Here is a 23,757-nt window from a genome sequence, read left to right as displayed (position 1 = left end):
GCCGAGCCTCAAGCCTTCGGCGCCTTCTGCGGCCGCTTCCAGTCCGCGAAGCTCGTCTGCCTCGCGCGCGAGATCGTCAGCGCGCCCGGCTCGGTGCTCTTGGTCACGGTCGAGCCGCCGCCGATGGTGCCGCCGGCGCCGATCGTGAGCGGCGCCACCAGCACGCAGTTGCTGCCCACGTGCACGTCGTCGCCGATGATCGTGCGGTGCTTGTTGGCGCCGTCGTAGTTGGCCGTGATGCTGCCGGCGCCGTAGTTGACGCGCTGGCCGACGGTGGCATCGCCCAGGTAGGCGAGGTGGTTCGCCTTGGCACCGGCGCCGAGGGTCGAGTTCTTGACTTCCACGAAGTTGCCGATGTGCACCTCGGCGCCCAGCCGTGCGCCGGGGCGCAGCCGCGCAAACGGACCCACCCGTGCGCCCTGACCCACGGTCACGCCGGCTTTTTCGCCGTCGATGTGGGTGAACGGATGAATCACCGAGCCGGTCTCGATGCGCGCATTGGCGATCACGCAGTGGGCACCGATGCGCACGTCGGCGCCCAGCGACACCGCCCCCTCGAAGACGCAATTGACGTCGATCTCCACATCCGATTCGCAGACCAGGGTGCCGCGCAGGTCGAAGCGCGCCGGGTCGGCCAGGCGCACGCCCTGCGCCATCAGCGCATCGGCCTGGCGCAGTTGATAGGCGCGCTCGAGCGCGGCCAGCTGCGCCGGGCTGTTGACGCCCGCCACCTGCAGCGCGTCGTCGGTGCGGTGCGCGACCACCGGCACGCCGTCCACGGTGGCGAAGCCCACGATGTCGGTCAGGTAGTACTCGCCCTGCGCGTTCTTGTTGTCGAGCCGCGCCAGCCAGGCCTTGAGCAGCCGCGCCGGCACCGCCATCACGCCGCTGTAGATCTCCTGGATGGCGCGCTGCGCCTCGGTCGCGTCCTTCTCCTCGACCACGGACTGCACTTCGCCCTCGGCATCCGGCGACCCCTGCACGCGCACGATGCGGCCGTAGCCCTTCGGGTCGTCGACCCGGATGGTGAGCAGCGCGAGCCGCCGGCCCGCACTCTGGGCCGCCAGCGCGCGCAAGGTGTCGTCACCGATCAGCGGCACGTCGCCGGACAGCACCACCACCGTGCCATCGTCAGGCAGCAGCGGCGCCGCCTGCTGCATGGCGTGGCCGGTGCCGAGCTGCGGCACCTGGCGCGCGAACTGCGGCGTCGCGCCGGCCGCTGCGCCTTCGAGCGCCGCCTCGACATCGGTGGCGCCGTGGCCGGTCACGACCACGATGTGGCGCCCGCCGATGCGTGTCGCGGTGTCGATCACATGGGTCACGAGCGCGCGCCCGCCCAAACGATGCAACACTTTGGGCAGGCTGCTCTTCATGCGCGTGCCTTTGCCGGCCGCCATGATGACGACGTCGACCGGCCCCTGGTTGTCCTGCGGAATCTGATTCATGCCACTTTCCCGAAATTGTTGCGCCAAGCTGGCGCGAATTATCGGCGTGCTCGCCCTGGGCGCAGCGCTCGCCGCCTGCAGCGCGGTCAAGCTGGCCTACAACAACCTGCCTGAAGTGGGCTACTGGTGGCTCGACGGCTACGTCGACTTCGACGACGCGCAAACGCCGCGCGTGCGCGAGGAGCTGCGGCAACTGCTGGCCTGGCATCGGCGCGACGAACTGCCGAAGATCGCCGACCTGCTGCAGCAGGCACAGGCACTGGCACCCGCCGACCTGACCCCGGCCCAGGCCTGCGCGCTGTTCGATGCCCTGCGGCTGCGCCTGCTGGCGCTGGCCGAGCGGGCGGAGCCGGCCGGCACCGCGCTGGCGCTCAGCCTCAGCGAGTCGCAGCTGGAGCAGCTCGCCCGCAAGTACGAAAAGACCAACGACAAATACAAGCAGGACTGGCTCGATCGCCCCCCCGCCCAGCAGCGCGAAAAGCGCTACGACCAGTTCCTCGATCGCAGCGAGGACTTCTACGGCCGGCTCGACACCGGGCAGCGCGAGCTGCTGCGGCAGCAATTCGAGCGCTCGGCCTTCGACCCGCGCGCATTCGACGCCGAACGCAGGGAGCGGCAGCAGGAGGTCCTGACACTGCTGCGCCGCTTCAGTGTCGAGAAGACATCCCCGGCCCAGGCCCGGTCGGCGATCAAGGCCTATGTGGCGCGGATCGCCGAGCCCCCGCCCGGCCCGCTGCGCGATCGGCAACGGGCGGCGCAGCAGGAGTCCTGCCGGACCGTCGCGGCGCTTCACAATCGAACCAGCGACGCGCAGCGCCAAAAGGCCGTGCGGCGGCTGCGTGCCTATGAGGACGATCTGCGCCAGTTGGCCGAGGCTTCGTGACGAAGCCGGCTCACGGCACGCGAGTCAATGGAAAAGCCTGCGGTAGGAGGGGTTGTAGACCATCTCGGCGTGGCGGGTGCCGATCGGGCGCGCCGGAACGCCCCCCACGATGGCGTTCTCGGGCACGTCACCGGTCACCACCGAACCCGCCGCCACCACCGCGCCGCGGTGGATATGGACCCCCGGCAAGATGACCGCGCGAGCGCCGATCCACGCGTAGTCGTCGATGACCACGGGCGAAGTCACGGTGGAAAACTCGGGCGACTGGGCATCGTGCGTGGCCGTCAGGATCATGACCTCGGAACTGATGGAGACGTTGTTGCCGATCGTCAGCTCCCCCCGGTTGTCGAGCCGGCATTTCTCGTTGACGATCGAGTTCCGGCCGATGCTTATTCCCCTTCGGGTGTCGAAGGTGCTTCCCATGAGCAGACTGCTGTCGGGATGGATATCGAATCCCATGGCCCTCCGATACCACGCCAGCCGAACGTAGTGCGAAGGAAACCGGTTGACCCAGTGATTCGTCAGGTAAATCAGAAGCTCGACGCCGAAGTATCTTGCTTTCTTGCCGATCATGATTTGGCGCGCGCAGCGGATTTTCTGGAATCAGCCGACATTCAAGCGTGCGCTGAATTGCGCCGGGCCGAGCGCGGGCGAACAATGAAGCGCTGATAAAGATATGGCACCGTGAGCATGAACGGCCGGGTCAGCAGCCTTCCGTAGAATCGCCGCCGATTGTTGGGGGCCTGTATTTTCCATTTGTCATTGGAAAAGTACTTGGTCCAGCAGCGCTCCGATTCGACGCCGCACACATCCTGCATGGTCGAGGATTTGGATTCTGCATGGCAACGGAACCCGCCGATGAAATCGGGAATGAGATGGAATTTCGCGCCCGCCAGATGAAGCCGGCTGAACCAGTCCAGGTCCATGGTGAAGCGCAACGAGGCGTCCAGGGGTTCGCGCAACACATCGGTTCGCCAGAACGCCGTTTCGCTCGCCACGTTGTACCCGTACTCGGCCGGATTGAACTCGCGCCCGCAAACCCAGCCGACCACGTGCGAATCGGCGTCGAGCATGAGGCGGTCGCCATGCACCACGCCGATCTCCGGGTGCTCGTCGAAAACGCGCAACACTTTCGCCAGTGCGCCTCGGAGGTAGACGTCGTCGCTGTTGAGCCAGCCGACGATATCCGCCCGGGCCTGCAGCAATCCCTTGTTGATGGCGTCGGTCTGGCCGCCGTCGCGCTCCGACACCAGCACGTCGATTTTCGACGCGTACTTCTTCAGTACGTCGAGCGTCTGATCGGTGCTGCCGCCGTCCATCACGATCAACTGCAGGCCATCGATGCGCTGATCCAGGATGGAGCGCAGGGTTTCCTCGATGTATTTGCCCTGGTTGTAGGACGGAATGATGATGCTTATTCTTGGCTTTTTCATGGCGTAAGGCCCTCGACAGCGGGTTGCGGCGCTCTTTTGAAATCGGGCCACTTTAAAATCAGCAACCCGTATTGATAGAAGAAATGGGCGGCACTGGTCACGATGTTGAACCAGAGAATCGCAGAAAGATCATTGGCGCCGAATTTCCACAAATACAGGCATTGCAGGGCGATGACGACCAGCACGCTGAATGCCTGCTTCTCGGTGAATCCCCGCACCGCAAGGGTGGAGAAGGCGAACCCGGCGCCGTTCAACAGGATGGAAGACAAGAACAGCATCCAGACATACGGCACCATATTCTCGTATTTTTTCCCCAGCAGCAGGATCCAGTATTGCGGGAAGAAGACCGCACTCAGGAGCAGGCAGATCATCGCCACCAGATAGATGGCATGGGCCCTGGAGATCATCGTCACGAGGCGCGCTCCTGCAGGCGCTCTTGCAATGGCCGGAAACAGAAGAATACCCGCCACCCGATCGAGCAGCACCAGCGCCAGTGCAAGCCTGCCGAAAGCGCCGATGTCGGCCACCATGTTCGCCGTGCCGAACAGGGAGGCGAGGAAGATGGTGACGACGCCCTGAACCTGAAAAAACACCGCCGACGGAATCAGGGGGATCACGATCTTCAGGATCTGGCTGTCGACGCGCTTCTCGTCCTGCGGACTCAGGCGCGATTCCTCGATGTTCTTGGCTTTGAACTCCCTGCGCAAGAGCATCAGGGCAAGAATTTCGGAACTCACGGTCGCCACCATCAGGATCGCGATCGAATAGGGCGTCATGGGCAGCAGCAGGACCGCCGACACGAGCGCGAAGCGCGCGACGGTCACGCAGGCTCCGATGCGAGTGAGCGCGTTCACGTACCCGAGAATCAGCAGCACCGCGCCGGCATAGTGGCCCCACAGCGTGACCAGGATCGAGGCGACGACCAGCGCGCCGGCCAGCACGTAGGCCCATTCGCTCCATCCGTGCTGCAGGAAGGTATAGACGGCATAGGGCACCACGAAGACGAAGCTGGCGCCCAGGATCAGCGTGCGGCGGCTGAAGATCTGACGGCAGACGCCCACCACCCAGGGCACCTCCTTGTTTCGCTGGCCGACGATCGGCAGCGAGCATTTGCTCAGCCCCAGGTCGGTCAGCCCCAGGATCAGCTGCATGCAGGTGATCAGGAAGGTGTAGACCGCGTACTGGTCCTTCGGCAGCACGTTGACGATCAGCAACCCTGCGATGCCACCGACCGCGACGCCCAGAAACTCGACGCCGCTCACCATGACGATCTGGCGCAGCCGGGATAGCAAATTCATGGGTGGGACGGTGGGGGCGGAAATCGCGCGGAGGTCCGAAGATACGCGATATCGGAAACGCGGACGCCGACTTCACCCTGCGCAGCGTGCGTTCGTGCTCACAACGGCAGTATTTGAGTCGCGGCCCGAGGCCGCATTCACCGGAGATGGCCACCGGCTTCGACCACCCGGGCGCCGTTGCGCGACGACTGGGCGCCGAGGCGGCGCACCCACGCTGCCAGCGCTTCGACATTTCAGGCCAGGACCCGGGGGGCCTGGCCTTCCACAGCTCAGGCCACCGCGGCGTCCCAGCTGTAGGTCGCGCCGTGGCTGTCCCACGGCTCCATCACGATGCGTTCCCCGGCCGCGATCGCCAGGGACTCGCCCGGGGCCAGCACGAGGTCTTCGCTGGCTGAGTGCGCGGTGGCGTCGCGGGTGACCCAGACCCGCCCCTGGCGGATGCGCAGCACGCTCGCACTGGCGGCCCTGAGGCTCATCGCATGACCGGCATCGAGCTGCCATGCACCGCGGCGCACGGCCGGCGGCACGGCCGCCGGACGGGCCAGCGCAACGGACGGAAGCGACGTAGAGGTGCAGACAGCGGACATGATGGACTCCTGAGGATTTGCAGCACGCAATGGCGCGCTTCGGGAATGAATGATCGGCGCTCCCTCGTTGGCGGTCCAATGAAAACGCGGTAGCCTACTGATTCCGGTTTCGCATCAATCCAACTTCTGGCCGAAGTCCCTCGCCATGCTGCACTCCCAGACCCACCTGCGTTCAAGGCCGATCTCGGCCGGTCATCTGCGCGCCTTCGAGGCCGTCGCCCGGCACCTGAACTTTCGCGCCGCCGCCGAGGAAATGGCGCTGACCCAGTCGGCCGTGAGCCGGCAGATCCAGTCGCTCGAGGAAGAGGTCGGCGTCGGCCTGTTCCTGCGCCACACGCGGGCGGTCGAACTCACGGGCGCCGGCGCCCAGTTGCTGCTGGCGGTCCAGCAGTCGCTGCCGCGGATCGACGGCGCGGTGCGCCAGATCCGGCAGAACGCGGGGCGCAAGAGCGTCTCGCTCACCACCTTCGCCTCCTTCGCCTCGATGTGGCTGATCCCGCGGCTCGAGGCCTTCCAGCGCGACAACCCGGAAATCGACATCCGCATCGATGCCAGCGACGTGGCGCTCGACATGGACATCGCCGACGTCGACATCGCCTTGCGCTACGGTCCGCGCGAGAACATGCCGGCCGGGGCGCTGCGCCTCTTCGGCGAGACCATCACGCCGGTGGCGAGCCCCTGGCTGATCAAGAGCAACCCGGCGATCAAGGTGCCGGCGGACATCACGCGCTTCACGCTGATCGAGGCCGGCGACGCCCACCGCACGCACCTCGAGTGGCTGACCTGGCGCCGCTGGTTCGAGGTCAACGATATGCCGCGCGCGCAGCCGCGGCGCTGGCTCTACTTCAACTACGCCTACCAGATGGTGCAGGCCGCGCTGACCGGGCAGGGCGTGGTGCTGGCGCGCAGCTCGCTGATCGCCGAAAGCCTGGCCAACGGCGACCTGGTGGAGGTGCTGCCGCAGCACCGGATGGATTCCCCGATGGCCTACTGGCTCATCACCGGCCCGCGCAGCGCGCCGCGGCCCGAGATCCAGGCCTTCTGCGAATGGCTGCAAGGCCAGGCCGCGACGACGCGCGAGACGATCGGCGAAGTGCCGGACCCCGACACCATCGACCAGCTGGATTGAACGGCGAGCTCAGCCGATTGGCCAGACGACGCCGTTGTCGTTCAGGATGGCGTCCAGCGGGAGGTCATGCGCCTCCGGCTCGAAATCGTCGATGAAGCCATTCGCGAAGCCCAGCCCGACCGTGAACGGCCGCGGCTCCAGCGCCGCCAGCGTGCGGTCGTAGAACCCGCCGCCGTAGCCCAGCCGGTAGCCGCCGGCGCTGTAGCCCAGGCAGGGCACGAACAGCAGCGTCGGGACGATCAGTTCGGTGTCCTTGGGTTTCGGGATGTCGAAGGCATCGTTCTCCATCGGGCAGCCCGGATACCAGGCGTGGAAGGTCAGCGTCTTGTGGACCCGGTCGACCACCGGCAGGCCGATGCGCCGGCGCTGCGGCTCGTCGAGCAGTTCGCCGTCCTCTTTCCAGCGGTGCAGGGCCGGCAGCGGGTCGAATTCGCCCTTGATCGGCCAGTAGGCGCCGATCACGGCGTCCGGCCGCCCCACCAGCCAGATCCGCATCACGCGCTGCAGCAGGTCAGCGCGCGCGAGGCGGTCGGGCATGGCGAGGCGCTGTTCGATCAGCGCCGCTCGCAGTTGGCCCTTGAGAAATGTGGCAGTTGCCGAGGTGTCGGCACCCTTTGACTTGTCCATAATCCCCCGATGCAGTTCGCAAGCATTTTGGCATCCACACGGCGCCCGGCCGCCGCCTCTTTTTCCACCCTGGCCTTGTCGCTGCTCCTGGCCGCCGCGTCGATGCTGCAGCCGGCCCGCGCCCAAAGCGGCAACGACGACGTCCTGCTGCAGATGAAACAGGCCGCGCAGCGCGGCGACAAGGCCCGCCTGGCCGCCCTGCTGCCGCAGGCGCGCGGCCATGCGCTCGAACCCTGGGCCGCCTACTGGGAACTCAAGTCGCGGCTCGGAGAAGCGAGCGCACAGGAAGTGCAGGACTTCCTGGCCCGCTATCCCGGCACCTACCAGGAAGACCGGATGCGCAACGACTGGCTGCTGCTGGCCGGCCAGCGCCGCGACTGGGACAGCTTCAGCGCGCTGCACCCGGCCTTCCGGATGAACGACGACGCCCAGGTGCGCTGCTACGCGATCCTGGTCGAGACGCTGCGCTCGGGCAGCGTCACCCAGGCCCAGGCCGACGAGGTGCGGCGCAACTGGTTCGCCCAGCGCGATCTCGACGACGGCTGCCTGACCGCGGCCGACCGGATGATCGGCGCCCGCCTGATGTCGCCCAACGACGCCTGGAAAAAGGCCCGGCTGGCGATCGAGGCCAACCGTCCGCAGGCGGCCCGCGCCGCGGTGATCCTGGTCGCGCCGGATGCCGTCGGGCTGTTCGACGAAATGAACGCCAGCCCGGCCAGGTTCCTGGCCGGTCGCGCCACCGCGGTCGCCAAGTCGCGCCGCGAGCTGGTGGTGCTGGCCCTGATCAAGATGACGGTCGCCGACCCGGCCGTGGCCGCCGCCCAGCTCGAGGGCAAATGGGACACCACGCTGTCGACCGAGGAGCGCAACTGGCTCTGGGGCGCGATCGGGCGCCAGTTCGCGACCAAGCTCTCGCCGCTGGCCAACAGCTACTTCGCCAATGTCACCCGGCTGGGCGACCTGAGCGACGACATGCTCGCCTGGAAGGCGCGCGCGGCGCTGCGCAGCGGCAACTGGAAGGATGTGCAGGCCGCGATCAATGCCATGAGCGAGGTCCAGCAGCAGGACCCGACCTGGGTCTACTGGAAGGCCCGTGCCCTGCTCGCCGCCGGCGGCGAGGAGCGCCGCGCCCAGGCCCGCACCCTGTTCGAGACCATCGCCGGGACCCGCGGCTTCTACGAACTGCTGGCGCTCGAGGAACTGGGCCAGCGCGCCGCCGTGCCGACCAGGCCGGAGCCGCTCACGGCCGAGGAGAAGAACGCGGCGCGCGGCAACGCCTCGCTCAGCCGAGCGCTCTACGCGATCGGGATCGGGCTGCGCCCCGAAGGCACGCGCGAGTGGAACTACGCCACCAACCTGCACGACAAGGGCGGGATGGGCGACCGCGAACTGCTGGCCGCCGCCGACCTGGCCTGCCAGCGCGAGGTCTGGGACCGCTGCATCAACACCAGCGAGCGCACCAAGGGCGTGATCGACATCGATCAGCGCTTCCCGATGCCGTTCCACGACACGGTGTTGCGCAAGAGCCGCGAGATCGGGCTCGACCCGGCCTACGTCTACGGGCTGATCCGGCAGGAAAGCCGCTTCATCATGGACGCGCGCTCCGGCGTCGGCGCCTCGGGCCTGATGCAGGTGATGCCCGCCACCGCGCGCTGGACCGCGAAGAAGATCGGCATGGGCGACTTCACGGCGGGCCAGATCAACGACCGCGAGACCAACATCACCATCGGCACCAACTATCTCAAGCTCGCGCTCGACGATTTCGACGGCTCGATGGCGCTGGCCGCGGCAGCCTACAACGCCGGGCCGGGCCGGCCGCGCAACTGGCGCAACGGGCCGCTGATGGAGGCGGCCATCTGGGCCGAGAACGTCCCCTTCACCGAGACCCGCGACTACGTCAAGAAGGTGCTCGCGAACACCACCAACTACGCGGCCCTGATCAGCGGCCAGCCGCAGTCGCTCAAGGCGCGGCTGGGCACCGTCGGTCCGCGCAACGCCAGCGAACCCGAGCCGAACAAAGACCTGCCCTGAGGACGGGAGTGAACCGAACCCTGCAGAGCCTGCGCACCCAGCTACCCGGCTGGGCCATCGAGTGGCTGGAAATCCTCATCCCGATGGCGCAGGTGGCGCTGATCGCGCTGGCCGCCTGGCTGCTGTACCGCTTCGCGCGCCGGCTGATCCTGCGCGTGACGACAGGCTATGCCCTGCCCGGCAACGTGGCCCTGGTCACGCGCCGCACGGCCGCCTTCCTGATCTATGGCGGCGCCCTGTTGTGGGGCCTGGAGCGGCTGGGCGTCTCGGGCACCGTGCTGTGGACCGCCTTCACGAGCTTTGCCGCCGTCGGCGCGGTGGCCTTCTTCGCCGCCTGGAGCGTGTTGTCGAACATCTTCTGCGCGCTGTTGATCTTCACCACCCGCATGTTCTGGCCCGGCGACACGATCGAGGTGCTGGAAAACGGCGAGAAGCCGGGCCTCAAGGGCCGCGTGCTGGACATCAACCTGGTCTTCACCACGCTCGAGGAAAGCGGCAGCGCGCAGGAGGGCACCACGCTGAAGATCCCCAACAGCATGTTCTTCCAGCGCGCCGTGCGCCGCTGGCATGGCAGCGCCCCCGTGCTGCCGCGGACGGTGGACCTGGCTGCGCCACGCGCCCCGGACACCCGGCCCGGCTGAGCATCAATACCGCGCGGCGATGGCATCAATCGCATCGCGCAGCGCCGCTAGCATCCAAGGCTTTGCATCATTTCGAAGGACTGCCATGACCCAGCTCTACATCGGCAACAAGAACTACTCGTCCTGGTCGATGCGGCCCTGGGTGCTGATGAAGCAGGCCGGCATCCCCTTCGAGGAAGTCATGGTGCGCTTCGATTCCTTCGATACGGGCTCGCAGTTCAAGAACGCCATCGGCGCGCTCAACCCGGTCGCCAAGGTGCCGGTGCTGACGGACGGCGATCTCGTGGTGTGGGATACCCTGGCGATCGCCGAATACCTGGCCGAGACCTTTCCCGAGAAGAAGCTGTGGCCGCAGGGGGTGGCCGACCGCGCCCGCGCCCGCAGCATCTGCGCCGAGATGCATTCGGGCTTCGGCGGCCTGCGCGGACATTGCGTCATGAACATCGAGGCCTCGCTGCCCGAGGTCGGCGCCCGGCTGCTGCGCGACGAGCCGGAGGTCAAGAGCGACCTCGAGCGCATCGTGCAGATGTGGGGCGACCTGCTCGCGCAACATGGCGGGCCGATGCTGTTCGGCGAGTTCACGATCGCCGATGCCTACTTCGCACCGGTCGGCACGCGCATCAATACCTACGCGCTCCCGGTGCCCGCGGCCATCCGCGCCTACATCGAGCGCGTGCAGGCGCTGCCCGGCGTGAAGGCATGGATCGACGACGCGCTGGCGGAGAAAACCTTCGTGCCTTTCGACGAGCCATACCGCCAGCATCGCTGAGCACCGGCGCCGGCTCGGGCCGGCCCGCCCGGGTCTAGACTCGCCGCATGCAAACCTATCTCGTCGGCGGCGCGATCCGCGATGCGCTGCTCGGCCGCGACGGCAGCGACCACGACTGGGTCGTGGTCGGCGCGACGCCCGAAAAGATGGCCGCGCTCGGCTTCCTGCCGGTGGGACGCGACTTTCCGGTCTTCCTGCATCCCGAGACGCGCGAGGAATACGCCCTGGCGCGCACCGAACGCAAGAGTGCCCCGGGCTACCGCGGCTTCGTCGTCCACGCGGCACCCGACGTCACGCTCGAGGAAGACCTGGCGCGGCGCGACCTGACCATCAACGCGATCGCGCTGCCGGCCGAGCGCATCGCCGCCGCCGACCGGCTGGACCTGGACCCGGCCGACCTGGTCGACCCCTTCCACGGCCAGCGCGACCTGCAGCACAAGCTGCTGCGCCATGTGACCGACGCCTTCCGCGAGGACCCGGTGCGCATCCTCCGGGTCGCGCGCTTCGCGGCCCGCTTCAGCGATTTCCAGGTCGCGCCGGACACCCTGGCGCTGATGCGCGAGATGGTCGAGGCCGGCGAGGTCGACGCCCTGGTGCCCGAGCGCGTCTGGCAGGAACTCGCACGCGGCCTGATGGAGACCCGGCCTTCGCGGATGTTCGAGCTGCTGCGCCGATGCGGCGCGCTGGCGGTGCTGCTGCCCGAGGTCGACCGCCTCTGGGGCGTGCCGCAGCCCGAGGCCCACCACCCCGAAGTCGACACCGGCGTGCACCTGATGATGGTGCTCGACATGGCGGCGCGCCTCTCGGCGCCGCTGGGCGTTCGCTTCGCCTGCCTGGTGCACGACCTCGGCAAGGGCACCACGCCCGCCGACGTACTGCCGCGCCACATCGGTCACGAGCAGCGCAGCGCCCGCCTGCTGCGCGCGGTCTGCGACCGCTGGCGGGTGCCGGTCGAGGTCCGGGAACTGGCTGACGTGGTGGCGCGCGAGCACGGCAACATCCACCGCAGCGGCGATCTCGACGCCGCCGCGATCGTCCGCCTGCTGGAGCGCTGCGACGCCTTCAGGAAACCCGAGCGCTTCGCCGAGGTGCTGCTGGCCTGCGAATGCGATGCGCGCGGACGGCTCGGCCTGGAGCAGGCGCCGTATCCGCAGCGACCGCGACTGCTGGCGGCCTTGACCGCGGCGCGTTCGGTGGCGACCGAGCCGATCGCGCGCGCCGCGCAGGGGGCCGGCGCATCCGGTCCGAAGATCGGAGAGGCGATCGCCCGCGCGCGGGTCGCGGCGGTGTCGGCTGCCCTTCTGCCCGCGCCCTGAGTTTCGAATAGCGACATTGGCCGACGCGCCGGGCGGCGCGAGTCTGCTATGGTTTTCCCTCCATGCAGAAGCCCCCCAGACTCACCGCCGACGCGGCCCTCTTTCTCGACTTCGACGGCACGCTGGTGGACATCGCCGAGACGCCGGAGGCGATTCATGTTCCGCCGGCCCTGGTCGCGCTGCTCGGCGACCTCCATGACCTGCTGGGCGGCGCGCTGGCCGTCGTCTCCGGCCGCCAGATCGACGTCATCGACCGCTTCCTCGCGCCCCTGAGGCTGCCGGCCGCGGGCGAGCATGGCGTGCAGCGCCGCGATGCCGATGGCCGGATGCAGGAGCAGCGCGCGCTCGATCTCACGCTCGTGCTGGATGCCGCCAACGAACTCGCGCGCGTGCACGAGGGCCTGCTGGTCGAGCGCAAGCACGCCGCGATCGCCCTGCACTACCGGCTCGCGCCCCAGCTCGAAGCCGTCTGCCGCGACGCCATGGCTCGCGTGATCGGCGACCAGCCGCAGTTCGAACTGATGCACGGCAAGTTCGTGTTCGAGGTCAAGCCCGCGGGCATCAACAAGGGCGTCGCGATCGACGCCTTCATGCACGAAGCGCCGTTCGCCGGCCGGATGCCGGTGTTCGCGGGCGACGACACCACCGACGAGAGCGGCTTCGCCATCGTGCAGCCGCGCGGCGGCGTCGCGATCAAGGTCGGCTCCGGTCCCAGCCGGGCGCTGTGCCGCCTCGACTCGCCGCGCGCGGTGTTCGAATGGCTGGTGGCGGCGCGGGACCTGCTCGCGTCACCCGGCCACAACGACAGCCCTAGGAAGCCTGAATGAAGACACCCGCCGCAGAGATCGCCGCCATCGAAGACCTCGCCGATCCGGCCACCCGCACGGGCTTCGGCCCGCCCGCCGCCGCCTCGCTCGACGTCGGCGTGATCGGCAACTGCGCCTACAGCGCGCTGGTCGATGCCCGCGGCCGCGTGGTCTGGTGCTGCCTGCCGCGCTTCGACGGCGACCCGGTGTTCAACGCGCTGCTGCACCCGGGCGAGGACGCCAGCGCCTGGGCCATCGAGATCGAGGACTTCGCCTCGTCGAGGCAGTGGTACGAGTCGAACACCGCGGTGCTGCGGACCCAGCTGTTCGACAGCAGCGGCCAGGGCATCGAGATCACCGACCTGGCGCCGCGCTTCCACAGCCGTTCGCGCTATTTCAGGCCGCTCACGATGGTGCGCCGGGTGAAGCCGATCAACGGCACGCCGCGCATCCGCGTGTCGCTGGCGCCGCGCTTCCAATGGGGCGCGCAGGCCCCCACCATCACGCGCGGCAGCAACCACATCCGCTTTGTCGGCCCCGATTTCACGCTCAGGCTGACCACCGACGTCTCGGTCTCGCACATCCTCTCGCGCCAGCCCTTCGTGCTCTCGCGCGAGCACAACTTCGTGCTCGGCGCCGACGAGACGCTGACCGACGGCATCGCCGACACCGCGCGCCACTTCGAGCAGGAAACCATCGCCTACTGGCGCACCTGGAGCAAGCGCCTCGCGATCCCGTTCGAGTACCAGGAGGCGGTGATCCGGGCCGCGATCACGCTCAAGCTCTCGCTCTACGAGGACACCGGCGCGATCGTCGCTGCCATGACCACCAGCATTCCCGAGGCGCCGGGCAGCCAGCGCAACTGGGACTACCGCTACTGCTGGCTGCGCGACGCCTTCTTCGTGGTGCGCGCGCTCAACAGCCTGTCGGAGGTCGGCACCATGGAGGACTACCTGCGCTGGCTGTCGAACGTGGTGATCGGCTCGCACGGCGAGCACATCCAGCCGCTCTACGGCATCGGCCTGGAGCGCGAGCTGCCCGAGTCCTTCGTCGAAGGGCTGGGTGGCTACCGGGGCATGGGACCGGTGCGGGTCGGCAACCAGGCGCAGGAGCATTTCCAGCACGACGTCTACGGCAACATCGTGCTCGGCGCGGCGCAGGCCTTCCACGACCACCGGCTGCTGAGCCGTGCCGGCGTCGCCGAGTTCCCGCACCTGGAGGCGGTCGGCGAGCAGGCGATCCGGGTCTACGGCACGCCCGATGCCGGCATGTGGGAGCTGCGCACGCGCGCGCGCATCCACACCAGCTCGGCGCTGATGAGCTGGGCCGCCTGCGACCGGCTCGCCAAGATCGCACGCTCGCTCGGCCTTGTGGACCGGGCGGCCTACTGGCACGGGCACTCGTCCCGGATGCGCGAGGAGATCCTCGACAAGTCGTGGTGCGAAGAGCGCCAGGCCTTCGCCGAGAGCTTCGGCGGCCATGAGCTCGATGCCAGCGTGCTGCTGATGGTCGAAGTCGGCCTGATCGATGCGCGCGACCCGCGCTTCATCTCGACGGTCGAGGCGATGGAGAAATCCCTCTGCGACGGCCCCTACATGCGCCGCTACGAGGCCGCCGACGACTTCGGCAAGCCCGAGACCGCCTTCAACATCTGCACCTTCTGGCGCATCGACGCGCTGGCCAAGATCGGCCGCAAGGCCGAAGCGCGCCAGATCTTCGAAACCATGCTGGCGGCGCGCAACCCGCTCGGCCTGCTGTCCGAGGACACGCACCCGGTCACCGGCGAGATGTGGGGCAACTTCCCGCAGACCTATTCGATGGTGGGGATCATCAACGCGGCGGTGCGGCTGTCGGCGCCTTGGGATTCGTGCATATGAGTCGACTCGTCGTGGTCTCCAACCGGGTCGCCGACCCGCGCAAGCCAGCCGCCGGCGGGCTCGCCGTGGCGCTCGGCGAGAGCCTGCAGCAAAGCGGCGGCCTGTGGTTCGGCTGGAGCGGCGCCATCGTCGAGGAAGGCCCGACCGGCGAAGGCGAACTGCACCGGCAGCAGGCCGGCAAGGTCACCCTCGCCACCATCGACCTGAGCCGCGAGGACCACGACAGCTACTACCAGGGCTACAGCAACGACGTGCTGTGGCCGGTGTTCCACAACCGGCTCGACCTGGCGCACTTCGACGCCGGCTTCATCGGCGGCTACCGGCGCGTGAACCAGCTGTTCGCGCGCAAGCTGCTGCCGCTGCTGAGGGAAGACGACATCATCTGGGTGCACGACTACCACCTGATCCCGCTGGCGGCCGAGCTGCGTGCGATGGGCTGCCGGCAGCGCATCGGCTTCTTCCTGCACATCCCGCTGCCGCCGCAGATCATCATCGCGGCGGTCCCGCAGCACGAGTGGCTGATGCGCTCGCTGTTCGCCTACGACCTGATCGGCTTCCAGGCCGAGCAGGACGTGCAGCATTTCGAGCACTACGTGAAGAACGAGGCCCACGGCGAGATCCTGGACAACCACATGTACCGCGCCTACGGCCAGAAGGTGCGCTGCAACGCCTTCCCGATCGGCATCGACGTCGACGAGTTCGCGGCGCTCACGCACGCCAAGGAATCGCGCGACATGTACGAGACCATGAAGCGCGAGTATTCGAGCCGGCGCCTGCTGCTGGGCATCGACCGTCTCGACTACTCCAAGGGCATCCCGCAGCGTGTGCGCTCGTTCCGCGAGCTGCTGGCCAACTATCCCGAGAACCGCCGCAGCGCGACCCTGATCCAGATCGCTTCGCCGACGCGCGAGACCGTCGACGCCTACGGCGACATCCGGCGCGAACTGGAGTCGCTGTGCGGCGCCATCAACGGCGACTACGGCGAGCTCGACTGGATGCCGGTGCGCTACATCCACCGCATGGTCGCCCGCAAGCGCGTGCCCGGCCTGTGCCGTGCCGCCGCGGTCGGCCTGGTCACGCCGCTGCGCGACGGCATGAACCTGGTGGCCAAGGAATACATCGCGGCGCAGGACCCGGCCGACCCCGGCGTGCTGGTGCTGTCGCGCTTCGCCGGCGCGGCCGAGCAGCTCAAGGAGGCGCTGCTGGTGAATCCCTACGACACCCACGGCACGGCCGAGACCGTGCAGCAGGCGCTGCAGATGCCGCTGGAGGAGCGGCGCGAGCGCCACCAGAAGCTGCTGGCGCGCATCCGCGAACAGGACGTGCACTGGTGGCGGCAGGGCTTTCTGATGGCGCTGCGCGAAGCGGCAAGCGAGCGCTAGCGGTGCCGCCGCGCTGGCCTCACTCGACCTTGATGCCGCGCTCCTTGATCAGCTTGCCCCAGCGCTGCGTTTCGTCCGCCAGATAGCGGCGGAACTGGTCCGGCGTGCCGCCGCCCGCACTGGCACCGATGGCCTCGAGCTTCGGTGCGAGTTCCGGCGAACGCACGGCCCAGGTGATGTCGGCGGCGATGCGGTCGACCGTGTCCTGCGGCGTGCCGCCGGTCGCGAAGATGCCGTACCAGGCGACCGCCTCATAGCCGGGCAAGCCCTGTTCCGCGATCGTGGGAACGTCGGGAAGCCAGGGCACGCGCTTGGCCGAGGTGACGCCCAGCGCAACGACCTTGCCGGCCTTGATGTGCTGCAGCACACCGTTGTCGAACATGATCGGCACGCGACCCGCGAGCAGATCCTGATGCGCCGGCGCGCTTCCCTTGTACGGCACATGGACCAGCTCGATGCCCGCCATGCTCGCGAACAGTTCGCCGGACAGGTGGGTGGAGGTCGCGAGCCCGGTCGATGCGAACGAGATCGAGCCCGGGGCGGCCTTGGCCTTGCGCACCAGCGCCGACACGTTTTTCGCGCCCAGGTCGGGATGCGCGACGAGCACGTTGGGAATCGTCGTCAGCACAGTCACTGGCGCCAGGTCCCTGGCGGAGTCGTAGGGCAGCTTGTCGAGAAGAAAGGGGTTCAGCGCAAAGGGCATCGCGGTGAGCAGCAGCGTGTGGCCGTCGGGCGGCGCCTTGGCGACGGCATCGGTGGCGATCACCGTATTGCCCCCGGGCCTGTTTTCCACGATCACCGGCTGGCCCCAGCGCTCGGACAGCTTCTGCCCGACCACGCGCGCCTGCGTGTCGGTGGCGCCGCCCGGCGGGTAGGCCACGATCAGGCGCACCGGCTTCGTGGGCCATCTGGCGGCTTCGCCGAAGGCCGGCGCGCAGGCGGCCGCAGACAGCAGCAAGGCGGCCAGCGAGTGAATGAAGTGATTGCGTTTCATGCAAGGTCCTGTGGTGTTGTCTCGGTCGTTGATGTCGAGGCCGGTCCTGGCGGCTCTGCGCGCGCCCATCGGCCGATCGGCTCGATCCAGGCGTCGGGGTCGAGCAGGAGCGCTTGATGGCCATAGCGCGTCTGCACCGTGTGCACCTCTTCCGCCCCCTCCGCACGCGGAGGAAACAGCAGGTCGGAGGAGGCATACAGGGCTGTGGTGGCCGCTGGCCAGCGAGGCAGTTCGAAGGTGGCCGCGGCGGCCCGCAGGCGCCACAGCGACGCAGCGCTGAATTCGGCGGCCCAGCGGCGAACCGCGCTGCGCTCGCGGTCCAGGGCTTGTTCTCCATGATTCTGCGTCCACTGCGCCAGGCCGGCCGTCCGAAGCGTCTCCATTCGATGGGCAAAGCGCTTTTCCGGCGTGTCCAGGCGGCGCAGCGCGTCGAGTTCGTCCAGCGATCCACGCCCGCGCGATGCGCTGCAGATCACCAACGCGCGAGCCACCCGCGATGGATGCCAGGACTTGAGACCCAGCGCAACGTAGCCGCCGAACGAATAACCGATGGCGCCATGCAGGCGCACGACGCCGAGCCCGCCGAGCCAGGCGTCGATCGCCCACGCCATGCCGGCGATGGGGGCGTACGCATGGTCGGCACCCTCCCAGTTCGACCCGTACGAGGAGCCGGGAAGATTCACCGTCAACACCCGGCAGTGCCGGGTGTCGAGCGCCTTCCCCGGACCGACCCAGGCACAGGCCCAGGCGCTGTCGGCGGCCGCCGGATGCGGGGCGAGCGCGAAGTGACTGCCGGTGTAGCCATGGAGAAGCAGGTAGGTCGGCGCCTCTGCGGGCCCCTGGCTGGTATAGGCCAGGCGGACGCGGACGATCCGTCCGTCGGACAGCGGCATGCCGTCGACATCGCAGGTCCCGACCTGTGTGGCCTGCACCATGCTCAGACCGGGCGCTCGCCGCGCACCGTGGTGCGGTAGAGCGTGCGGAACTGTCCGGCGGGCAGATCGCGCGTGGTCGCACTGTGCATGGTGGAGCGGTTGTCCCACATCACGACGTCACCCGGACTCCAGCGGAAGTCGTAGCGGAACTGCGGCTGCAGCGTGTGGCGGAACAGGAATTCGAGGATCTCGTCGCTCTCTTCGCGCGACACGCCGACCACCTCCGCCGTCATTCCACGATGGGCGAAGACGGCCTTCCTGCCCGTGTCCGGGATCGTGCGCGCCAGCGGATGCGCCACGTCCGGCGTCTGCTGCTTCTGGGCCTCGGTGAGTTCGACCTGGGTCGACTGGCCATCGGTCGACGCCTTGCGACGATAGCGGTGCACCGCGTGCAGCCCGTCGAGCCTTTGCTTCCACGCGTCGGGCAAGGCGTCGTAGGCCGCGGCCATGTCGACGAAGAGCGTGTCCCCGCCCTCGGGCGGAATCTCGAGCGCGTTCAGGATCGTCGCCTTCGCGGGCTGCTCCTGGAAGGCGAAATCCGAATGCCAGTAGGAACCGCCGTCCGCGATGCCCATCGGCTGCCCGTCCACGACACGATTGGAGAGCCTGAAGATTTCCGGGTGATCCGGGTGGTTGTACTGCGACAGCAGGTGCACCTCGAGCGGCCCGAAGCGCTTGCTGAAGGCGATCTGCGCCGGCGCCGAGAGCGTCTGGTCGCGGAAACAAACCAGCTTGTTGTCCACGAACACACGGTGGATCGCATCGAACTCCTCCTCGGAAAAGTCGCGCGACAAATCGATGCCTCGCACCTCGGCACCGAAGCCCTCGGACAGCGGCAGAACCTGCATGGGTAAACTCCTCAATTTGCGAACAAATGTTCGCTACTTACTTTAGCGGCGCTCGGATACGCTGTCAACGCGTGTCGCGAGCGGCTCGCGCAGGTTTCAATTCATGGAGTGCAGATGCAAAAGAAGGACAGCCAGGAAAGCGCTGGCGACGAGAAGCGGGAGTTCCTCGACGCCCTGGCCAACGGGCTTCGGCTGCTCGAGGTCTTCGACGAGCGCACGCGCACGGTGAGCATCCAGTCCGCCGCGGAACTCATCGGCGTCACGCGCGCGGCCTCGCGCCGGATCCTGATCACGCTGACCGAACTCGGCTACCTGGTCCAGCACGACCGCCTCTTCGAACTGGCGCCGAAGTCACTGGAGCTGGGCTATCGGTATTTCCGCTCGCTCGGGCTGCCAGCCGCGTCGCGCCCCTACCTGCTGGCGCTGTCCAGGGAGCTGGACGCGGGTGCCGCCATCGGCATCCTGTCAGGCACGGACGTGCTCTTCGTGGAGCGCGTGGAGGCCGACCGGCCGATCAAGCTCGATCTGCGGGCAGGCGACCGGCTGCCGGCCTACGCCCATTCGCTGGGCCGCGCGCTGCTCGCGCAGTTGCCCCAGGACCGACTGGCCGAGCATCTGCCCTCGGGGTCGATGGCCAGGCTCTCGCCCTACACCGTGACCGAGCGCAAAGCGCTGCATGTCGAACTCGCGCAAGTAAGGCAACGTGGCTGGAGCTTCACGAACAGCGAGCTCGTCGCGGGGCTGTTCGGCGTCGCGATCGCGTTGCCGTCACGCAGCGGCGAATCGACCGTCGGGCTCAACGTGAGTTCGATCGGCGAACCATGGAGCCTGGCGCACATCGAGGGCCGTGTCGTGCCTTCGCTGCGCGCCTGTGCCGAACAGATCAGTGCGCTGACCGATTCGCTCTGCTGAGCGCGTCCGCCAGCGCGCGGCCTGACCAGGTCAGGCCGTGCCGCCGATCAGGCGCTGCACGAGACGAACCACGCGCGAAACGGGCATGGGCGCCGCGGCCGAGGACACCGGGATGGCGCTCACGCGAGCAGGCGACAGCGCCGTCACCTCGATCCAGCCGCCCCGCTCCGAAACGAAGGCCTCGCCATCGTCCAGCGGCGTCCTGACGCTGAACATGGTTTCGCCGAACCAGCTGGGCGGCGCGGTCACGTTGACGCAACCTTGCGTGACGAGCAGCGTGAAGCCGGCATCGACGGCCATGCGCAGCGTCTGGCCGGGCAGCAGGCGGGTGGTTTCGGGAAGCTCGGTGGTCATCGCGGGGGCCCTGTCGAAGAGTTGGCAACGGCTTCATCGTAGGCAGCGCCCTGCCGAAAAAACAGGCACAGCAAAAGCCTTTGGCTGCCGCAACAGACGTCTTGGAAGGCCATCTGTTATGGTTCTTTCCGAACAATCTGCATCTGTTTTCCCGGCCCCGCCTGGGCGAGCATCGACCGCATGGAATCGCCACCGCTCTACCGCCAGCTGGCCACGCACTACCTGGACGCGATCGGCGCCGGTTCGCTCAAGCCGGGCGACAAGCTGCCCTCGCTGCGCAGCCTGATGCGGCTGCACGGGATCAGCCTGTCGACCGCGCTTCAGCTGTGCCGCACGATGGAAGGCGAAGGCTGGGTCGAGGCCCGCGACCGTTCGGGCTACTTCGTGCGGCGGCCGCGCCGGCTCGCGATCGCGACCATGGAAGAGCCCGCCGCCAATGTGGCGCCCGACCCGGCGCAGTACGTCGGCATCCATGCGAAGGTCTCGGAATTCGTCGCCCGCAGGCGCCAGGGCGAGGTGCGGATCGACTTCTCGCTGGCGCGCGGTGCGCCGGAGCTCTATCCGGCGCAGGCGCTGCAGACGATCATGATGCGGCTGCTGCGCCAGCGGCCGGCCGTGCTGACGACCGCCGCGCCCTCGCGCAGCCTCACGCCCTTGCGCGAAGCCGCGGCGCGGCGCGGACTGCGCGCGGGCATGACGCTCGCGCCCGACGAGGTGCTGTCCACCAACGGCTGCATCGAGGCGCTCAACCTCGCGCTGCGCGCCGTGGCCCAGCCCGGCGATACGGTGGCGGTCGAGTCGCCGACCTTCTACGGCCTGCTGCAAGTGCTCGAGAGCCTGGGCATGCGCGCCGTCGAGATTCCCACCAGCCCGCAGACCGGGCTGTCGGTCGAGGCCCTGGAGATGGCGCTCGATGCCTACGACAACATCAAGGCGGTGGTGGTGGTGCCGCATCTGCAGAACCCGTTGGGCAGCGTCATGCCCGACGCGCACAAGCAGCGCCTGGTCGCGCTCTGCGAGCAGCATGGCGTTGCGCTGATCGAGGACGACACCTACAGCGAACTGCTCGACACCGAGACGCCGGCGCGGGCGATCAAGTCATGGGACCGCACGGGCAACGTGATCCACTGCGCCTCGCTGCACAAGATCCTGGCGCCGGGCATGCGGCTGGGGTGGATCTCGGCCGGACGGTGGCATGGGCGCGTCGAGATGCTCAAGTACACGCAGACCCGCAGCAACGAGGAGCTGTCGCAGTGGACGGCCGGCGAGTACATGGGCACCGGCGCCTTCGACCGGCACCTGCGGCGCCTGCGCGAACGCCTGCGGGAACAGCGCGAGCGCACGGCCGATGCCATCGCGGCGCACTTCCCCGCGGGGACGCGGCTGAACCTGCCGCCGGGCGGACTGCAGCTGTGGGTGGAGCTGCCCGACCGGCTGCCATCGATGACGGTGTTCGACCGCGCCTTGCGCGAGGGGATCCTGGTGGCGCCCGGCGCGCTGTTCTCGAACTCGTCGCGCTTCGACCACTACCTGCGCATCAATTGCGGCTGGCCCTTCACCGACGCGATCGAGGGCGGGCTGCGGCGGCTTGGGGAGATTGCGTGCGAATCAGGGGCGGGGCAAGGCGCGGCGGTGCGGATGGCGGCGTGAGGGGCGGCGCTGGGCGTTCATGTCGGGTTGGCGAATGACTGTCTCGGACTGGTTGCGGAAGTTGGCTGAGCAAGCTTCATTCTCGGGAATGGGCCCGTAGCGGCTGCTCGCCCCGCATCGAAGCCGACATTCAAGTCAGCCGTTCTGCTTTCAGGCGGCCGGGGATGTCGCGCGCACCGGGATGGCCCGGGTAGTGCATGGCTTGCGCGGCGCAGCAGCGGGTGTTCGCAGAGATTGCGCGCCAATTGACGGCCCGAGCCTGCGTCATTGACTGGGCTTCTCATCGGGCGCATATTGTTCGCCCGAGTCTTGCAACAGAAGCGGAGGTGCGGCGATGACAACGATGGCCAAGCCGACGATCGACGGTGTTCGGGAGCGCGCTCGCGGGCAGGTGATCACTCCCACCGACGACGGCTACGAAGGGGCGCGCAAGGTCTACAACGGAATGATCGATCGGCGGCCCTCGGTCGTGATCCGTGCGGTCGACGTTGGCGACGTGATGGCCGGGGTCGACTATGCGCGCGAGAACGGCCTCGATCTGTCGGTGCGCGGCGGGTCGCACAGTGTTCCCGGCTTCGGGACGTGCGATGGGGGCGTCGTGATCGACCTCTCGCAGATGAAAGGCGTGCGGATCGATCCGAATCGTAAGACGGCGCGGGCAGGCGGCGGGACCCTGTGGGCCGACTTCAATCACGCGACGTACCCGTTCGGCTTGGCGACGACCGGTGGAATCATCGGCTCGACCGGCATCGCCGGGCTGACGCTTGGCGGCGGCATCGGCTACCTCACGCGCCGGTTCGGGCTATCGCTCGACAACCTGCTCTCGGCGGATCTCGTAACGGCGGACGGACAGTTCCGCGTGGCGAGTGCCGCGGAGAACGAGGATCTCTTCTGGGCGATCCGCGGCGGAGGCGGGAACTTCGGCGTGGTGACCTCGTTCGAGTACCAGCTGCATCCGGTCAAGGACATTACGGCAGGCATCTTCTTCTATCCGATCGAGAAGGTGCGCGAGGTGTTGCAGTTCTACCGCGACTATGTGGCGAAAGCGCCGGAGGAAATGGGGCTGTTTCCAGCGTTCCAGATTGCCCCGCCACTGCCCTTCATCAAAGCAGAGGACCATGGCAAGACGTTCATTGCGATCGTCTCGTGTTGGGCCGGGCCGATGGACAAGGCCGACGCGGAAATGGCGAAGATACGCGGCGCGGCGCCGGTCGTTGCGGAGATGGTCGCGCCGATGCCGTACTACGTGATCAACGGCCTTTTCGATGCGCTGTTGCCTCCGGGCCTGCAGCACTACTGGAAGGCCTCATTCGCGACCGAGTTGACGGATGGCGCGATCGAGGCCCACGCCCGGTTCGGGCCGCAGGTGCCGGTGATGAACTCCACGATGCACATCTACCCGATCAACGGAGCCTGCCACCGGGTGAAGCCGGACGCGACCGCATGGGGTCATCGCGACGCGAGCTTCGCGACCGTGATCGCTGGGATGTGGCCGGATCCCGCTGACAACGCCAGGAACACGAAGTGGGTGAAGGACTACTACAAAGCCCTGGAGCCCCACTCGCAAGCAGGCGGCTACATCAACTTCATGGCCGAGGACGACCAGGGCCGGGTCAAGGACAATTACGGACCGCACTACGACAAGCTGGCGTCGATCAAGCGCAAGTACGACCCGGGCAACCTGTTCCACATGAACCAAAATATCCAGCCGTAGCATGGTAGTCAACGCGCGACGCGGGGTGGCATCTGAATCGTCCACCTCGGGTTGAGCGTGCCGTCGAGTGACTGCTCCTGGCGCTAACGGCGACCGACGGCTCCTGGCCGATCACGGTAGTACGCG

The 23,757-nt window shown here is 68.0% G+C and carries 22 protein-coding genes; 12 read left to right on the top strand and 10 right to left on the bottom strand.

All coding sequences use genetic code 11. From position 1 onward, the window contains the following. Positions 1-8: 8 nt before the first annotated feature. The gene (gene glmU, locus AB4Z46_RS18780; RefSeq protein ID WP_442285041.1) at positions 9-1,445 is read right to left on the bottom strand and encodes a bifunctional UDP-N-acetylglucosamine diphosphorylase/glucosamine-1-phosphate N-acetyltransferase GlmU; all 1,437 of its coding nucleotides are present in this window, start codon (positions 1,443-1,445) and stop codon (positions 9-11) included. On the opposite strand from glmU, the gene AB4Z46_RS18775 reads away from it, so the two are divergent. Then, the gene (locus tag AB4Z46_RS18775; RefSeq protein WP_442285040.1) at positions 1,444-2,328 is read left to right on the top strand and encodes a DUF6279 family lipoprotein; all 885 of its coding nucleotides are present in this window, start codon (positions 1,444-1,446) and stop codon (positions 2,326-2,328) included. The genes glmU and AB4Z46_RS18775 overlap by 2 nt on opposite strands. 24 nt (positions 2,329-2,352) lie before the next feature. Here AB4Z46_RS18775 and AB4Z46_RS18770 read toward each other — a convergent pair whose 3' ends face one another. From AB4Z46_RS18770 to AB4Z46_RS18755, 4 genes are all read right to left on the bottom strand, one after another. Continuing rightward, positions 2,353-2,901 (bottom strand): acyltransferase, encoded by a 549-nt coding sequence (locus AB4Z46_RS18770; RefSeq protein ID WP_442285039.1) that lies wholly within the window; start codon positions 2,899-2,901, stop codon positions 2,353-2,355. Positions 2,902-2,942: 41 nt separating this feature from the next. Further along, on the bottom strand, positions 2,943-3,761 hold the full coding sequence (locus AB4Z46_RS18765; protein ID WP_442285038.1) for a glycosyltransferase family 2 protein: 819 nt from the start codon (positions 3,759-3,761) through the stop codon (positions 2,943-2,945). Further along, positions 3,758-4,912: a hypothetical protein gene (locus tag AB4Z46_RS18760; RefSeq protein WP_442285037.1), complete on the bottom strand. Its 1,155-nt coding sequence runs from the start codon at positions 4,910-4,912 to the stop codon at positions 3,758-3,760. Before AB4Z46_RS18760 ends, AB4Z46_RS18765 begins: the two co-directional genes overlap by 4 nt. Positions 4,913-5,328: 416 nt before the next feature. Further along, a complete protein-coding gene (locus AB4Z46_RS18755) occupies positions 5,329-5,646 on the bottom strand; it encodes a DUF2917 domain-containing protein (protein ID WP_442285036.1) in 318 nt (105 codons plus the stop codon). A gap of 145 nt (positions 5,647-5,791) precedes the next feature. Between AB4Z46_RS18755 and AB4Z46_RS18750 the strand changes: the two genes are divergently transcribed. Continuing rightward, positions 5,792-6,775 carry a LysR substrate-binding domain-containing protein gene (locus AB4Z46_RS18750; RefSeq protein ID WP_442285035.1) on the top strand — a complete coding sequence of 328 codons (984 nt, stop codon included), beginning with the start codon at positions 5,792-5,794 and terminating at the stop codon, positions 6,773-6,775. Positions 6,776-6,784: 9 nt separating this feature from the next. Here the strand turns inward: AB4Z46_RS18750 and AB4Z46_RS18745 are convergent, their stop codons facing one another. Next, positions 6,785-7,402, bottom strand: coding sequence for a 5-formyltetrahydrofolate cyclo-ligase (locus AB4Z46_RS18745; protein ID WP_442285034.1), 618 nt, complete (start codon positions 7,400-7,402; stop codon positions 6,785-6,787). Positions 7,403-7,411: 9 nt separating this feature from the next. Between AB4Z46_RS18745 and AB4Z46_RS18740 the strand changes: the two genes are divergently transcribed. The 7 genes from AB4Z46_RS18740 to otsA all read left to right on the top strand — a co-directional run bounded on the left by AB4Z46_RS18740 (position 7,412) and on the right by otsA (position 16,224). After that, positions 7,412-9,433 carry a transglycosylase SLT domain-containing protein gene (locus tag AB4Z46_RS18740; RefSeq protein ID WP_442285033.1) on the top strand — a complete coding sequence of 674 codons (2,022 nt, stop codon included), beginning with the start codon at positions 7,412-7,414 and terminating at the stop codon, positions 9,431-9,433. Between the two features lie 8 nt (positions 9,434-9,441). Then, positions 9,442-10,074: a mechanosensitive ion channel domain-containing protein gene (locus tag AB4Z46_RS18735; protein WP_442285032.1), complete on the top strand. Its 633-nt coding sequence runs from the start codon at positions 9,442-9,444 to the stop codon at positions 10,072-10,074. Positions 10,075-10,159: 85 nt separating this feature from the next. Next, complete coding sequence (locus tag AB4Z46_RS18730) at positions 10,160-10,843, top strand: glutathione S-transferase family protein (RefSeq protein WP_442285031.1); 684 nt, start codon at positions 10,160-10,162, stop codon at positions 10,841-10,843. 47 nt (positions 10,844-10,890) lie between these two features. Beyond that, positions 10,891-12,159: a multifunctional CCA addition/repair protein gene (locus tag AB4Z46_RS18725; protein WP_442285030.1), complete on the top strand. Its 1,269-nt coding sequence runs from the start codon at positions 10,891-10,893 to the stop codon at positions 12,157-12,159. Positions 12,160-12,221: 62 nt separating this feature from the next. Further along, positions 12,222-12,986: a trehalose-phosphatase gene (otsB, locus tag AB4Z46_RS18720; RefSeq protein ID WP_442285029.1), complete on the top strand. Its 765-nt coding sequence runs from the start codon at positions 12,222-12,224 to the stop codon at positions 12,984-12,986. After that, the gene (locus tag AB4Z46_RS18715) at positions 12,983-14,842 is read left to right on the top strand and encodes a glycoside hydrolase family 15 protein (protein WP_442285028.1); all 1,860 of its coding nucleotides are present in this window, start codon (positions 12,983-12,985) and stop codon (positions 14,840-14,842) included. The genes otsB and AB4Z46_RS18715 overlap by 4 nt, the downstream gene beginning before the upstream one ends. Then, the gene (gene otsA, locus AB4Z46_RS18710; RefSeq protein WP_442285027.1) at positions 14,839-16,224 is read left to right on the top strand and encodes an alpha,alpha-trehalose-phosphate synthase (UDP-forming); all 1,386 of its coding nucleotides are present in this window, start codon (positions 14,839-14,841) and stop codon (positions 16,222-16,224) included. The genes AB4Z46_RS18715 and otsA overlap by 4 nt, the downstream gene beginning before the upstream one ends. A 19-nt stretch (positions 16,225-16,243) precedes the next feature. Here the strand turns inward: otsA and AB4Z46_RS18705 are convergent, their stop codons facing one another. From AB4Z46_RS18705 to AB4Z46_RS18695, 3 genes are read right to left on the bottom strand one after another with little or no spacing between them, the layout of a single operon-like run. Continuing rightward, the gene (locus AB4Z46_RS18705) at positions 16,244-17,218 is read right to left on the bottom strand and encodes a tripartite tricarboxylate transporter substrate binding protein (RefSeq protein ID WP_442285026.1); all 975 of its coding nucleotides are present in this window, start codon (positions 17,216-17,218) and stop codon (positions 16,244-16,246) included. Further along, positions 17,215-18,153 (bottom strand): alpha/beta fold hydrolase, encoded by a 939-nt coding sequence (locus AB4Z46_RS18700; protein WP_442285025.1) that lies wholly within the window; start codon positions 18,151-18,153, stop codon positions 17,215-17,217. The genes AB4Z46_RS18705 and AB4Z46_RS18700 overlap by 4 nt, the downstream gene beginning before the upstream one ends. A 2-nt stretch (positions 18,154-18,155) precedes the next feature. After that, complete coding sequence (locus AB4Z46_RS18695; RefSeq protein WP_442285024.1) at positions 18,156-19,001, bottom strand: TauD/TfdA dioxygenase family protein; 846 nt, start codon at positions 18,999-19,001, stop codon at positions 18,156-18,158. Positions 19,002-19,115: 114 nt separating this feature from the next. Here AB4Z46_RS18695 and AB4Z46_RS18690 point away from each other — a divergent pair, with 114 nt between their 5' ends. Continuing rightward, positions 19,116-19,913, top strand: a complete 798-nt coding sequence (locus AB4Z46_RS18690; RefSeq protein ID WP_442285023.1) for an IclR family transcriptional regulator domain-containing protein — start codon at positions 19,116-19,118, stop codon at positions 19,911-19,913. Positions 19,914-19,943: 30 nt separating this feature from the next. Here the strand turns inward: AB4Z46_RS18690 and AB4Z46_RS18685 are convergent, their stop codons facing one another. Then, complete coding sequence (locus AB4Z46_RS18685) at positions 19,944-20,267, bottom strand: hypothetical protein (protein WP_442285022.1); 324 nt, start codon at positions 20,265-20,267, stop codon at positions 19,944-19,946. Positions 20,268-20,447: 180 nt separating this feature from the next. Here AB4Z46_RS18685 and AB4Z46_RS18680 point away from each other — a divergent pair, with 180 nt between their 5' ends. Together AB4Z46_RS18680 and AB4Z46_RS18675 are read left to right on the top strand one after the other, a co-directional pair. After that, positions 20,448-21,917: an aminotransferase-like domain-containing protein gene (locus AB4Z46_RS18680; protein ID WP_442285021.1), complete on the top strand. Its 1,470-nt coding sequence runs from the start codon at positions 20,448-20,450 to the stop codon at positions 21,915-21,917. Between the two features lie 334 nt (positions 21,918-22,251). After that, a complete protein-coding gene (locus AB4Z46_RS18675) occupies positions 22,252-23,631 on the top strand; it encodes an FAD-binding oxidoreductase (protein ID WP_442285020.1) in 1,380 nt (459 codons plus the stop codon). Positions 23,632-23,757 lie beyond the last annotated feature (126 nt).

The organism is Variovorax sp. M-6 (assembly GCF_052114385.1).
Taxonomy (GTDB): Bacteria; Pseudomonadota; Gammaproteobacteria; order Burkholderiales; family Burkholderiaceae_C; genus Variovorax.
The sequence above is the reverse complement of the archived record's forward strand: the minus strand, read 5'-3'. Positions and strand labels throughout refer to the sequence as shown.